This window comes from Chitinophagales bacterium (assembly GCA_041392475.1).
GTDB lineage: Bacteria > Bacteroidota > Bacteroidia > Chitinophagales > UBA2359 > JAUHXA01.
On sequence record JAWKLZ010000002.1, the window covers coordinates 1,898,636 to 1,913,054 of the forward strand.

At 39.1% G+C, this 14,419-nt stretch carries 10 protein-coding genes; 4 read left to right on the plus strand and 6 right to left on the minus strand.

Annotated features, from left to right (window positions below; genetic code table 11):
- The first annotated feature begins 18 nt into the window (after positions 1 to 18).
- Both R3E32_20970 and R3E32_20975 read left to right on the plus strand, forming a co-directional pair.
- On the plus strand, positions 19 to 2,358 hold the full coding sequence (locus R3E32_20970; protein MEZ4887217.1) for a TonB-dependent receptor: 2,340 nt from the start codon (positions 19 to 21) through the stop codon (positions 2,356 to 2,358).
- Positions 2,359 to 2,492: 134 nt separating this feature from the next.
- Positions 2,493 to 3,053, plus strand: coding sequence for a hypothetical protein (locus R3E32_20975; protein ID MEZ4887218.1), 561 nt, complete (start codon positions 2,493 to 2,495; stop codon positions 3,051 to 3,053).
- A 3-nt stretch (positions 3,054 to 3,056) separates the two neighbouring features.
- Here R3E32_20975 and R3E32_20980 read toward each other — a convergent pair whose 3' ends face one another.
- Both R3E32_20980 and R3E32_20985 read right to left on the minus strand, forming a co-directional pair.
- Entirely contained in the window at positions 3,057 to 4,112 is a 1,056-nt protein-coding gene (locus R3E32_20980) for an SMP-30/gluconolactonase/LRE family protein (protein ID MEZ4887219.1), read from the minus strand.
- 936 nt (positions 4,113 to 5,048) lie between these two features.
- Entirely contained in the window at positions 5,049 to 5,486 is a 438-nt protein-coding gene (locus tag R3E32_20985; GenBank protein MEZ4887220.1) for a hypothetical protein, read from the minus strand.
- A 200-nt stretch (positions 5,487 to 5,686) separates the two neighbouring features.
- On the opposite strand from R3E32_20985, the gene nfi reads away from it, so the two are divergent.
- Positions 5,687 to 6,364, plus strand: a complete 678-nt coding sequence (gene nfi, locus R3E32_20990) for a deoxyribonuclease V (protein MEZ4887221.1) — start codon at positions 5,687 to 5,689, stop codon at positions 6,362 to 6,364.
- Positions 6,365 to 6,400: 36 nt separating this feature from the next.
- Here nfi and R3E32_20995 read toward each other — a convergent pair whose 3' ends face one another.
- From R3E32_20995 to R3E32_21010, 4 genes are all read right to left on the minus strand, one after another.
- Complete coding sequence (locus tag R3E32_20995) at positions 6,401 to 6,937, minus strand: 5'(3')-deoxyribonucleotidase (GenBank protein ID MEZ4887222.1); 537 nt, start codon at positions 6,935 to 6,937, stop codon at positions 6,401 to 6,403.
- A gap of 36 nt (positions 6,938 to 6,973) precedes the next feature.
- Positions 6,974 to 7,633 (minus strand): hypothetical protein, encoded by a 660-nt coding sequence (locus R3E32_21000; protein MEZ4887223.1) that lies wholly within the window; start codon positions 7,631 to 7,633, stop codon positions 6,974 to 6,976.
- Positions 7,634 to 7,669: 36 nt separating this feature from the next.
- Positions 7,670 to 11,194, minus strand: coding sequence for a TraB/GumN family protein (locus R3E32_21005; GenBank protein MEZ4887224.1), 3,525 nt, complete (start codon positions 11,192 to 11,194; stop codon positions 7,670 to 7,672).
- A 299-nt stretch (positions 11,195 to 11,493) separates the two neighbouring features.
- Positions 11,494 to 11,802 carry a hypothetical protein gene (locus R3E32_21010; GenBank protein MEZ4887225.1) on the minus strand — a complete coding sequence of 103 codons (309 nt, stop codon included), beginning with the start codon at positions 11,800 to 11,802 and terminating at the stop codon, positions 11,494 to 11,496.
- Positions 11,803 to 11,985: 183 nt separating this feature from the next.
- Here R3E32_21010 and R3E32_21015 point away from each other — a divergent pair, with 183 nt between their 5' ends.
- Positions 11,986 to 14,391 (plus strand): TonB-dependent receptor, encoded by a 2,406-nt coding sequence (locus tag R3E32_21015; GenBank protein MEZ4887226.1) that lies wholly within the window; start codon positions 11,986 to 11,988, stop codon positions 14,389 to 14,391.
- The last annotated feature ends 28 nt before the right edge of the window (positions 14,392 to 14,419 follow it).

A 14,419-nucleotide genomic window follows, 5' to 3' on the forward strand; every position in this document is an offset into this window, starting at 1 on the left:
GTTGCATAAAGTAAACCCATGAAAAAACACCTTTTTTTACCCTATTTTCTAACCTTTCTGCTATTCGCCCACTCTAATAATATGGATGGGCAAGTACAAAAGATTCCCTGCAATTATTCCCTTTCAGGCAATGTTAGCGATGAACACGACCGCCAACCGCTTCCTTTTGCAGCGATTTATGTGGAAGAACTCCAAACAGGTGTTGTCAGTGATAGTTTGGGCAATTACCGCATGGAAGGACTTTGTGAAGGCATTTACACCGTCACTGCAAGTCACATCGGCTGCGAATCCGTCACCAAAAAAATCAATCTCCAAAACCACACCGTCCAAAATTTTGTCACTGAACACCACGAAGAAATTCTTGAAACTATAAAGGTGACAGGCAAAAAGAATCAACATGCAGCAACCATGACCCAAAGTCATCTCAAAGACAGGGAGTTAGAGCAAGTAGCGGGTAAATCATTAGGGGAAGCCTTGATGAAAATTGCAGGGGTGAATTCTCTTCAAACAGGTCCAACGATTTCAAAACCAATTATTCACGGTTTACACAGTAATCGGATTTTGATGCTCAATAACGGTGTTCGGCAAGAAGGGCAACAATGGGGCGCAGAACACGCTCCCGAAATGGATCCTTTTATTGCAGCTGAATTATCGGTGGTCAAAGGTGCAGCAAGCGTTCAGTATGGTTCAGATGCTATTGGGGGTGTTGTTTTGGTCGAACCTGCTCCTTTACCAATTACCAACAGCTTCAAAGGCAAAATCAACTTGGTCGGCATGAGCAATGGGCGACAAGGTATTGCATCAGCGCAGTTGGAAGGTGGTCATTCAAAGCGGAAAGGGTTTGGGTGGCGATTGCAGGGGACGCTCAAAAAAGCGGGTGATTTTCACACCCCCAATTACAGCCTCACCAATACTGCCATGCATGAGAACAATGCTTCGGCTGCTTTGGGCTTCAAAAAATACCGCTATGGACTGGAAGTTTTTTACAGCTACTTCCATACCGAATTGGGAATTTTGAGAGGTTCACACATTGGAAATTTAACTGATTTGGAGGAGGCATTGCAGCGAGAAATCCCTCTTTTTACCGAAGAATTCAGCTACGATATTCTCAACCCCAAACAAAAAGTCGGCCACCATTTAGCCAAACTACAGACCTATTGGCGTAGTGAAAAATTGGGGAAACTTCATCTGCAATATGCCTTTCAATTGGATAATAGACAAGAATTTGATATCCGTAGAGGCAACCGCTCCGAAATACCTTCACTGCACTTGAACCTTCAATCTCATCAATTGGACTTGAACTTGGAGCATAGAAAATGGGGGAAATTAGAAGGACGTTTGGGGCTGAATGGCATTTACAAACGCAATCGAAATCAACCCGATACAGGTGTACGCCCACTAATTCCTTACTACGATCAGTACGGTACTGGTATTTTTTGGATAGAACAATGGAAGCAGGAAAAATGGGAATCGGAGGTAGGAATCCGCTACGATTTTCAACATTTGTTGGTCAAAAAGTTTACTTCAAACAACGAACTGCTCAAAACTACTTTCGACTTTCACAATTTTTCGGCAAGCGTAGGCGGTGCTTTTTACTTCAATGAACGGCTATCGTTTCGCAGCAATTTGGGAACGGCTTTTCGCCCGCCGAGCGTAAATGAGTTGTTCAGTGAAGGCTTGCATCACGGGGCGGCAGCGATTGAAGAGGGGGATGCGACTTTGCAGACCGAAAAATCGTGGAAATGGGTGAATACGTTGCAATTTCAAAAAGAAAATCAACTGCAATGGGAGGTCAGTGCTTACGCTCATTTTATCCAAGATTTCATTTACTTAGAACCAACAGGTGAACCCGTTTTGACCATTCGTGGGGCGTTTCCCGTATTTCGATACACACAGACCGATGCATGTTTGTTGGGAGTAGATGCGGTCGGTCAGTGGACATTTTCACCCCATTTTTCTTGGCAAACCAAAGCGTCTGTTTTGTGGGCGAAAGATGTAACGAATGACGACTTTCTAATTTCGATACCTGCCAATCGTTGGGAAAATAGTGGGGTATTTTTGAAGAAAAAATGGGGAAACATACATGATATTGAAGTAAAATTAACCCACGTTTTTGTAGCCAAACAAAGCCGCTTTCCTGCAAGTGTGGAATGGGTAGTACCGCCTAATGGGTATCAATTGGTTCATTTTGAAGTGGGGGGAAATTTGCCATTGAAGAACAATAAAAATGATTTAGGAATCCATTTTGAAGTTCAAAACGTTTTGAATACAAGTTATCGAGATTATTTGAATCGGTTGCGCTATTATGCGGATGAAACTGGGAGGAATGTGGTGATTAGATTGAAGTATGGTTTTTGAATCGCAGATTTCGCAGAACACCAATCAAGATTCAAATAATTGTTTGTAAACAAGCCAATTAACTTTATTAACTAACCAATTTAATATTTTAGCCTGCCTAGCTAAAACATCAAAACATTAACACATTAAAAGACATGAAACATTTATTTATTTTTTTAGGACTTACTTTAGCCATGTTTTCTTTTTCGAGTTGCGACAAAGACGATCCAACGCCTCCAAACGAGGAAGAATTGATTACCACTTTGACGCTTACCATGACTCCAGAAGGTGGTGGTAATGCTGTTGTATTTCGGTTTCGAGACACAGACGGAGATGGCGGAAACGACCCTGTCATTACCAGCGGAACATTGGCAGCAAACACCACTTACAATGCCACACTTGAACTGCTAAATGAATCTGTTTCACCTGCCACAAACATCACCAACGAAGTTAGGACAGAAGGGCAAGATCATCAGTTTTTCTTTGCTACAACAGCGGGGGTGAATTTGAGTTTTGCTTACGATGACATGGATGCAGACGATAATCCAATTGGTCTAAAAGTGCTTTTTCAAACAGGGGATGCAAGTTCGGGGCAGTTTCAGGTGATACTTCGCCATGAACTGAACAAAAGTGCATCAAACGTCTCACTCGGCGACATCACTAATGCGGGTGGAGAAACAGATATTGAAGTGATTTTTGATATTGAAATACAGTAGTGTTTACTGCAATTGAATGCGGGTCACAAGCATATCAGAGGTCATATACAATACCGATTCATCCGTATTGAGCGCACAGTTTGAAGTCGCTTGACCTGTCGAAATTGTACCTAAATGTTTGCCTTCGGGAGAAAAAACATATACGCCACCAGGACCAGTTGCGAATACAATACCTTTTTTATTGACTTTCAATCCATCTGGCAAACCTTTATTATTAGGAACCATTGTCGTAGCATCGAAGAAAACCTTACCGTTTGTAAAGTTTTTGTTTGCATCTATTTCATACACCATCCAAAGGGCTTTTCCATGATCAGAATTGGCAACATAACATTTCTTGAAGTCGGGACTTAATGCAATACCATTGGGACGAGTCAGTTCTTTGGTCATCAAAAACACTTTTCCGTCAGGAGCAACTCTGTACACTCCTTGAAAAGGAGTTTCTTTAGCGGGATCTTCGTGTTGTTTTTCTAAACCATAAGGCGGGTCTGTGAAATACAAATTTCCGTCTTGACCATAAGCTGCATCATTGGGGCTATTGAATCGCTGTCCATCGTATTGGGTTGCAATGGTTTCAAAATCAGCTTTTGGTGCAGAAAGTGGAGCATTCATTTTTGCCATTTGCCTATCCCCATGTTGACAAAGCACCAATTCGTTTTTACTGTTGAGTAGCAAACCATTGGAGCCAGGTTCCCCTCCTCTTTCTTTATCACTTGTATAACCCGAAGGCTGCAAATAAACTTTCGCTGCTTCTCCTTCTTTCCAACTGTAAATGGTGTTTTTAGGTACATCTGACCATATCAACATTTGCTCACTTTCGAGCCAAAGCGGTCCTTCCGACCATTCATAGCCTTCCGCCAAAACTTCAATTTTAGCATCTGCTTTCACAATTTCTGCAAATCGAGGGTCAAGTGATTGCAGTTCTCCAATGGTTTTGTAGGTATTGGAAGAAGGTTTTGATTCCTTTATTTGTGTGTCTAAAATGGGTTTCTCTTTTGTTGCAGATTGCTTACAACTGAATAAAATCAAGGTGAGAAGTAGGGAAAAAGTGATTGCTTTCATATTGAATGATTTTTCCCTAAATATACAGACAAAAAATTGGAGTTCTTAAAACTTTTGAAGTTTGAAGAAAATTCGTCTGATTCTGACCTGTATTACAAAAAGTATTTTGGAAATTCCTTCCAAAATTTTGCAGAATTCCCAAATTAGTGACTCAATTTAATTTGGCATTTTTATTTGGGTCATAACAATTGGATATTCAGTATTTAGTTAGGATTTGCGTGTGCAAAAAGCCTGTCGTTCATTTTTTTAGTATGTATTAGCAATAAATCAAACAGATTCTATCAGTTCTTGTAAGAGGGTTCTTTCAATATTCAGGGCTTTGGTCTGAAATTGGAGCTTGTGAAAACTCCAATTTTTTAGTTTCCTTTTTCGATTACAGAACTTACGGTACAATTGGACACTAATGCCTTTTAGAAAAAACAATAATGCTTTTTTTAGAAACCCTTGTACATCACTCGAAATAGATAATTGTATTTTGAGTGTGTTTTTAATCAATCTAAAAAATTGTTCGATATAAGTTCTTTGAAACCATCTACGTCTTAGTGTTTTGGCTTTCATTTCAGTATGTGTAGTATAAATTACACTCACTTTTTGACTTCCGTTGAGTCTAAAGAATAGAAGCGTAACCTCTTTATCTTGGGCATGATAGTGTGCTCTAACTCTGAGGCAAAAAGGCTCAATCTCTTTTTAGGATTTCCAATTGCTTGATTTTGTTTCTGTTGCGAAGCCATATATTCAGCTTCTTTAGGAAGAAAAACGTCTCTAATATACTGTTTGGCATTGAACTTCTTTTTACCTACATAAAAAATATGTGTCTCTTTGGGTACACATATAAAATGAATTATTACTAACCTCTATGGCATCGTCTTTTTTTCCTGACAAGTCAAAATAAATAGGATAAAATACATCTTTTATGCTGATTCCCAACAAAGTAAGTTAAAAGCCATAGACACTTGTGTTGAATTGGCCACTGAAAAATTTAGCGAATTTATCCCCAATCGGAAAATTCTTTAACCATTGTTTGAAAACACTATGGTCTATCACAATGGTCAGACGAGAACGAGATTGTTGGCTATTACTTCCCTTACCCAAAGGAATAAATGCATCTAAAAAATATTTAACCAATAACTTGTTGATTAATTCAATTAGCTTTGAGTAGGTAAACTTTTCCCATACTTTGTATAATTTTGTACTATTTATGCCTTGTGCTTGAAGTATTTGATGAAGATTGTGTAAGCCATAAAGTTCTCCAACTAAAAAAATCAGCAATATTTTACGTAACTTATATGCTTCATCTGCTGTCAATTCAGTATCTTGCAACTCCGCCACTAAATTCATGGCAGGCTCTAAATGTCCTTTGAGGTAAAGTTTCAAGCAGTCTAATAACGTGGTTCTAACTTTTTATTCATGATATAATTCAATTATGTATTAATAGTCTTTTTTTACTGCAAAAGTCGATAACATTTTGCAGTTTATTTATGCCGCAACTGATTTTTTTTCAAATCGTTGCGGCATTTTGAAAAATGCCAATTTAAGTGTAGATATTTTTTTACTTACCACATTTCCTAAAAAATATGACCTCAAGAGTATTGCACGACTGGAACTTAACGCCAAAAGAAGCCATTGAAGTTCAACAAGAATTGAGAGGGAAAGTAAGAATTGAACCAATGTCAAAGCCGCTGGAATACATTGCAGGAGCAGATATTTCCTTCAATAGAGGTGAAGATACCGTGTATGTAGGGATGGTGGTTTTGACCTATCCTGGACTTATTGAAGTCGATAGAGAGGTATTGACAGACGAGGCTACCTTTCCATACATTCCTGGCTTGTTGTCATTTAGAGAATCTCCTTTGCTGATAAAGGCATGGCAAAAACTCACCATAAAACCCAACTTGATTGTGGCAGATGGACATGGGATTGCACATGTTAGGCGTTTTGGGATTGCCTGTCATTTGGGTTTGCTTACCGATACGCCAACTATTGGGTGTGCCAAAAAAATATTTGTGGGAACGCACGAAGATTTGGGGGAAGAACAGGGCAGTGTGGCGGATATTCACTACAAAGGCGAAATTGTTGGAGCTGCATTGCGAACCCGCAAAAATGTGAAGCCTGTTTATATTTCGGCAGGACATAAAATCACCTTAGCAGAGGCCATTGAAGTGATGAAAAACTGTGCTTTGAATTATCGAATTCCCGAACCTACCCGGCAAGCGCATTTGATGGTCAATGAATTGAGGAGAGGGGAGATTTAAGGAGGTTCAAATTTTTCGTCCAAAGTCTAAAAAAATTCATTGCTCCAAAAAATACGCCCTCACTTCCTGCCAAGTGTGAACTCTGTGAAAACCTGTTTCATCTTGATTGTGATGGGCATCAAACAACAATCCTGTGCCTGAAAAAGCTTTCAATTGGTAAGGACTGTCATCAATCAAATAATCGGCGTGAATAATACTTTTGTTACCACAAAACACGATGTTTTTCCACGGAATGAACGGAAAATACTGCATTAGCCAATCGTATTTGTCTTCAAAAGAAGATCGAAACTGCATGGCTGCTGTGGCAATAAAAATCTCATATCCATTGTCCATCAATTCTTTGACTACTTCTTGACTTCCTTCAATAATGGGTAAATCGGCAAAAAAACCTTTGGTGTACAAATACCGTTTGACCGTTTCTCTATGCTCGTTGGGTATCATATCGGTAAACATTTTACTTGCCAATCTTGGGTAGGAAATTCGCTCACCAAAATCTCGAAAATACCATTCTTCAAATCTGGAAATGGGGTCAGCCATTACCTCGTCCATATCTATTGCAATGCGTTTGTTCATGTTGTTGAAAGTGGGGCTTGTGGTGAATAAATAGACTTAGAATCTGGGACAACCCGTAATATAGCGTCCTTGTCGTTTGTCCATAAACACTGCAATATTAGTATTTTTGGTTTCGATTTCTTCAATTTTTGTCCATTCATAACGATATTTACCAAAAGAAATTCCAAACTTATTGCCCAATAATTTCTTCTCTACCTCAATGATGAAATCTCCTTTTTCATCCGTAATATACTCTCCTATCTTCAGCCCTTCTTCGGAATACAATGTTATATTTGCTTCCTCCAATTTTCTCCAACCAATTTTATTCTTACCCTTCACTACTCCACTGATGATTATTGTTGAAGATTTGGTCACAACTTGTGTGATTTGGTAAGATTCATCTGTTTTGGTGTTTTGAGCAACTACCTGCTGCCCTCCCAAAAGTCCCCAAAAAATGAACCCCATTGTAGCAGCTTTAGCCAGTATCTTTGACCAATGCTGATACATTGAAGGCTGAGAGACTTTGATGCAGATTTCCCCTTCATTTGCAGTAGCCAATTGTTTGATGGCTTTGAAGTCCATTGCCGAAACATCGGTCACATTTTTTTGACAAATTTGACAGAACTTTACTGTTCCACAAGTACCTACTATATCCATTTGCTCCCAATCTTGAGGGCAAGGATTTTGGATTTTCTGTTTTAAGTATTGGTATTTCATTGAATAACAATTTTTAAATAAAAAAAATCAGAATATCTATTCCTTCTTTTCTTCCTCCAAACGGCGTTCTTCATACACCTCTCCCTTTTCCAATAATTCAGCATACAAAGCCTCCAAGTTATCATCGGTCAATTCGTTATAATTTATCTCTGTGAAATCCAATGAAGTAACACTCAGTTCCTTTTTGTCCCACGGAAACAATCCACTGATACCCAAATACCACGTTGCGCTTTCACCATGCTCAGGTTTTTCCAGTTGGATTTTGTACGGATATACCCAATACTTGCTGCCCTTGTAGGTGTAGCTTCTTGGTTTTAGAGGGAGAATCGTACTTTCATCTGTGTCCCATTCATAGTTAAGGTAAGTAGTGATGTTACTCTCTGCTAAAGCAGCTTGATTTTTGTAGTTTGCAGGAAACAAATCCGTCTTTTTCGTTTCCTCCATAAGGGAATACAACCTTTCCCTCGTACGCACATTTTCAGCCAATTGCTCCAAAATTTTAGTAGAAACTGATTCATTCCTCTTCCACAAAACTTCTACGACTTCCAATTGCAAACTTTCAGAAGGCAACTGCAATATTTTCTGGAAAAGAGAAAGCGTTTTTTCCTTGTTCTCCAATTGCTCCAATAAAGTGATGTAATATGGTGTTTTTTCCCAAACTAGGTAAGCCCCTTCGTCTTCTTCTGCTACCACACTTGCATTGTCAATAGTAGCTTCAATATGGGTGAGTAGCATTTCTTCATAAGGGGCTAAATGTTGGGGTTGTAGGCGTTCTTTGACGACCATTGCGTATATCAATCGCAAGACGCTGTTTTCATAATCTTTGTTGGAAATCAATTGTAAGATGTCTGGAAACAGTCTTTCTGCAAGTTGCAGGGTATCACCTTCAAATACAAAATTAGCCAACATACCATCTACATAATATTCTGCCTCGCTTACCAAAGGTGTCTGCTCAATCAATATTTCTTTGAGGTAGTCAATGGTAGCGGGTTGTTGCATTTCCAACAATATTGCAGCTGCTGATATTTGGCAGCTATTGGTGTCCGCCCATTCACTGTAATGGTTTTTGATAAAGTCAAATGTAGCCAAACTATCCACATCATACATTTGCCAAAGCAGTGTTTTTTTCGCTGCATATTCGTTCTCCTTTTCATCGGGGTAGTTTTTTTGAAATGCCTTTTCTAAACGCTCAAAGGAAGTATCTTCAAAATCATAGTAGTCCAAAGTTTCTAAGGCCAATTCTTGGATCTTCTCATCCTCCGATAATAAATCACTCAACAATAATTCGCTCTTATCACTAAACAAATCAAAGGGTTTGGGGTGTTTTTCAAAACTGATTTCTTCAAAAAAGCGATTGTTGATAGGTGAATAGAGCTGTTCTTGAGGTAAAAATGTCTGAAATTCATACATGTAACCATCCTTTACCACCGTTTTTTCACGCTTAAAGGTATGTGCTTTTGGAGATTTGGTAACGACCTCCAGTGACGAATATCCAGAGATATCCTCTCTTTTAGAGCTAACCAAACTATCTGCACCCACCGAAAGCTGCAACATACTCTCCATGAGTGAATCCATGTTTTGATATTGTGTGTAAGGAGTAAATTGATAGACTGTTGTTGTATAGTTGGTCCCCGTATTTTTATCCAGCGAATAATAGAATTTGACCGAATCTATATTGGAACTTGCTCTTTGGTAAACAGAAATTTCCTCATCTTCAATTTTAGGTTCGTGAAAAACCAAAAAAGAAACAGGGTAAGAAGGGCTTTTGTATAGTTGCTGCTCAGAAACTTCTTCCTTCAATAACTCAAAAGATTCGAAGAATTGATTCTCTTTACCATTTTGTTCTCCCTCTACCACAGCCATCAACATATATACCCGATTACCTCGGATAATCAATTGCAGACGTACTTTTCCTGTTGCATCACTGATTATCGAAAACCTACTCGGATGCCCCTGCACAATTGTATCTTTTACAGGAGTTTCCATCCCTATTTGCTTGGAAATTCGCTCAAATACCGATTCAAATATTTCGTTTTCATCTTCAATCCTCCATTCTGGCGCATAATCTTGATAGCTAATCAAGTAAGTGGTTTTTGTTTTTGTAGTAGATTCTGCACACTCAAAAATGTGCATTTCAGCTTGAAGATTTCCTTGTTCATCCGCCAAAGGATTGACCACCTCTTTCACTTCCTTAGGTAGCTCTATTTTGAATGCCCCTTTTTTTGAAGTGATGGTTTTCCATTCGGAAGCAGTAAAAGCGTTGATTTTGAAGGAACTCAAAAAACGCTCTGCATTTTCTCCTTCAATTAATTCCTTTTGAGTACTTGTCAATCCATTGATGTATATGGTTTTATCACGAATAAACATCTGATAACGCCCATATTGTGTGTTGTTTTCAAGAATAGTTATATCATATCCTCGATAGTCATTCAATGTAATTTCCTTTTGGCTTATTATCTTGGCATTTTTTCCTTTTACCATATTTTCAGGATAGCCCACAAATGTCTGCTCAACCGCCTCCGAATCCGTATGGATTGGAAAAGCAAGGGTTACAACTGCATAATTGAGTCCCTCTCCCAAATCTGGATACGCATAACTCTGAAAAAAATCAGGCATACCTGACAGTTTTAGGTGATAAGGCATAGTAGGCAAGTCAATTTGGGCAGCAACATCTGGTATCTCAAATGTTTCCCACGGCATTTCCTTCGTAGATTTTTTTACTTCGTATTCTTTCGCCAAACCGCTGAAAACAGCAGTAACAGGGCGAAGGGTATAACCCTTTTGCCGCAATAAATCAATCATACTCCCTTTACCCGCCAAATGCGCTGCTCCAACAGCAGTGAAAAGGGTATAAGATTTTAGATACACTTCCATTTGATTGGTCATCTTGACATTGCGCTCTAACAAATGTGTCTTTGCCAAATTGAAGTCATCCGAATCGTATTTTTGGATGTAATCATCTATTTTTTCCAAATCCCCACTGAGGTAAATATCCAATAGCGTATTTGTTTTTTTCTTCGAAGCCGTTTTTTCTCCACTCTCCATTTCCATATAACGCTCTATCTCTGCTACATGCTGCTCAACACTCACATCCTTTTGTATCATTAATTGATCTTCAATATCTTCTAATCCCAAGACCTTTTTTGCCTGCACCTTGGCAAGTTGATAAAGATACGCATCCAAAAAAGTAGCTTTGACTCCCTTTTCAGGTGTCGAATGATTGGGAGATTTCAGTAGAAAAGAAAGTGCCCATGAATAATCCATGCTAATATCTGCCAAAGAAAAACCTATTTCAGACGTTACCAACGTATTCAAGTTGTTGTATCTTTCCTCTCCAATCGCCTCTTTCCAATTTTGTTCATTTTCAGGACTATAATTCATTATTTCTTCAAACATAAATCGCATAATGTCATTTGGAAGTACCTCCATCGCAAAAGCATCTACACTTTCTAACTTCAACAAAACAGAGTCACTGAACTCAAACGCCCTTTTGTCAGCCAAATGAATCGTGCCATAGAGGTAAGAAGGTTCTTCCAAACTATTGCCAGATATTTCCCACAATAACTGATGTTTCTTATCAATTCTTTGAGCAAAAACATTGGAAACGAAAACAAAACATAAAAAAACAAAAAATATGTGTTTTATTTGAAAAAAGGCTTTCATGAATACTGGTTTTATGGATAGATAATTTGACGGTAATATAGTGTAAAATGCTGATATACTGCATAAAAAAAGCTCAATTAAAGCGAACTTCAAAGTTCACTCTAATTGAGCCAATCAAAAACAGATACAAATACGGCAGTCTAACAACCTATTTTGAAACCTGTTCTATTTTTTTAAATCACACATTTTTGTTCGCATCAAATCGGAGTTGTATCTACAACCATTGGGTTTGTAGGATCTTGCACCACTATATTACTTCTTTTTTTACGCATGGCCATGCTAAAAAATAACATCACTACACCTATGAGTTCCAAATAATTGAACAGATTAAAAGCTTCTTTGCCAGAAGTAGTAGGTGAGGGTGGTGCAATCGTTCCTAGAGCAGAGGCACGATTGATTACTACATTTGGAGCATCTTCTTCCATTGGCGTACGATCCAAAGGAATCATACTCACTAATCTGCCTAGGCAGTATAAGCCGAATATAAAATTGAGGATTAGTTTCATTTCACTGAATTTTTAGTTTGTTAGCGAATATTTTGATTTATCCGATTTAAACGACAATAAGTAGGAGATGTTTACTAAGGATTGGATTTTTTGAGGTATAATTATTACAGATTGCAAACAATCCCCTATCAAAACGGTTTACCTAGCTTCTAAACCTCAATCAAGTAAAACAACAACAATAAAATGACCTTCAATTACAATTTGCGCCTGCAATGGCTGCTAATCGTTGTCTTATTAGGCACTCCTTCAATGATTTTTGCCCAAACAGGAATCATTCAAGGAAAAGTATTCGACCCCATCAATAACGAAGCGATTCCCTTTGCGAATGTGGTGATTCAGGGTACAACAACAGGCACAACAACTGATATAGACGGACGCTATGAAATCACCAACTTGAAGCCTGACCTTTACAATATTGAGGCGAGTTTTGTGGGTTACAAAAGCAAAGTAGTGTATGAAATTCAGGTGTTTAACTCCAAACCCGCAGAAATAGACATTCCACTCGAACCTGCAACAGAAGAATTGGATGAAGTAGTGGTGAAAGCCGACCCTTTTGTTCAAAAGGAAGAAAGTCCGCTTTCACTGCAAAGCATTGGCGTGAACGAAATCCAACGAAATCCTGGTGGAAACCGAGACATCTCCAAAGCCATTCAGTCCCTTCCTGGCGTGGCTTCATCGGTTTCTTTCCGCAACGACATCATCATCCGTGGAGGTGGGCCGAATGAAAACCGCTTTTACATAGACGGGATTGAAGTACCAAATATCAATCACTTTGCTACACAAGGCTCAACAGGTGGGCCAGTAGGTTTATTGAATGTCAATTTTATCAAAAACGTGGATTTTTATACTGGTGCGTTTCCTGCAAATCGGGGCAATGCCCTGAGTTCGGTCATGGAAATCCAACAGCGAGAAGGACGGACTGACCGTTTGGGCTTCAATTTTACACTTGGATCGAGTGATGCAGGTTTGACTGCCGAGGGGCCTTTGGGCAAAAAAGGAACTTTCATTGCCTCTTTTCGGCGGTCGTATTTGCAGCTATTGTTTGAAGCCTTAGAACTACCTTTCTTACCAACCTACAATGATTTTCAATTCAAAACCAAATTTCAACTCAATGAAAACAATCAATTGACGGTGATAGGTTTGGGGGCAATCGACAATGCTGTACTCAACTTGTCTGCCAATGAAACCGAAGATCAAAAGTTTCTATTGGGCAATTTGCCTGAACAAGACCAATGGAGTTATACGGTTGGGGCAAATTACAAAAATTTCCGCAAGAATGGCTACACTACTTTGGTTATCAGCCGCAATCACCTAAGCAACTCAAGTATTAAATACCAAGACAACATTGAAGTCGCAGATGGTTTGATTCTGGATTATGTGTCGGAAGAAATCGAAAATAAACTTCGTTTGGAAAACACCAATCGCATGAATGGCTGGAAATTAAACTATGGATTGGGCTTTGAAACTGCCCAATATACCAATAGTACCTTCAATCGGGTAGAAGTGAATGGGGAGGTGCAAATCGTAGATTATGATTCGGAGTTGAACTTCAATAAATACAGTCTTTTTGCTCAAGCGAGTAAAACACTTTTGAAGGATAAATTGACCGCTTCATTGGGCTTTCGGATGGATGCAAATAGCTATTCGGACGATATGAACAATCCTTTGGAGCAATTTTCACCCAGATTGTCTTTGTCTTACGCACTCTCTCCCAAATTTAGCCTCAACTTCAATACAGGAATTTTCTACCAATTACCAGCCTACACTGTCTTGGGCTATCGAGACAATACGGGCAACTTGGTCAATGCGGACAACGGAGTTCGTTATATTCAAAACACACATCTCGTAGGCGGAGTGTCCTACCAAACGGATCAAAACTCCAAGTTTAGTGTAGAAGGATTCTACAAAAAATACAACGACTATCCTTTCCTTTTGCGTGATTCCATTTCACTCGCCAATTTGGGAGCAGATTTTGGAGTGATTGGAGATGCGCCTGTTTCGCCTGATTCACAAGGAAAAGCTTTTGGTTTGGAATTTTTGTTTCAACAAAAACTGTTCAAAGGTTTTTACGGGATTGCCGCCTATACTTTTGTGCGGTCAGAATTTACGAACAAAAACCCCACTGACTACGCTCCTGCAAGTTGGGACAACCGGCATTTGGTGAGTATGACAGCAGGTAAAAAATTCAAGAAGAACTGGGAGTTGGGTCTGCGATGGAGATACATCGGAGGAACGCCCTACACGCCTTATGATGTAGCAACCTCCTCGCTTCAAAGCGTTTGGGATGTGTCGAATACAGGCATCTTTGACTTCAATCGCATCAACACCGAACGCCTACCTGCTTACCATCAACTGGATGTGCGTCTGGATAAAAAGTGGTTTTACAACAAGTTTGCCCTCAACCTCTATTTGGATATCGAAAACATCTATAGTTATTCGATTGAAGGAATTCCCAACTTGACCGTACAAACTGACGAAAACGATGTGCCTTTAGTGGATCCCAATGACTCAAGTCGTTACCAAACCAAATTTATTCAAAATGAATTGGGGAATCTGTTGCCGAGTATTGGAGTGGTGGTGGAGTGGTAATAGTTCATATTATTTGAAAAACTCTCTG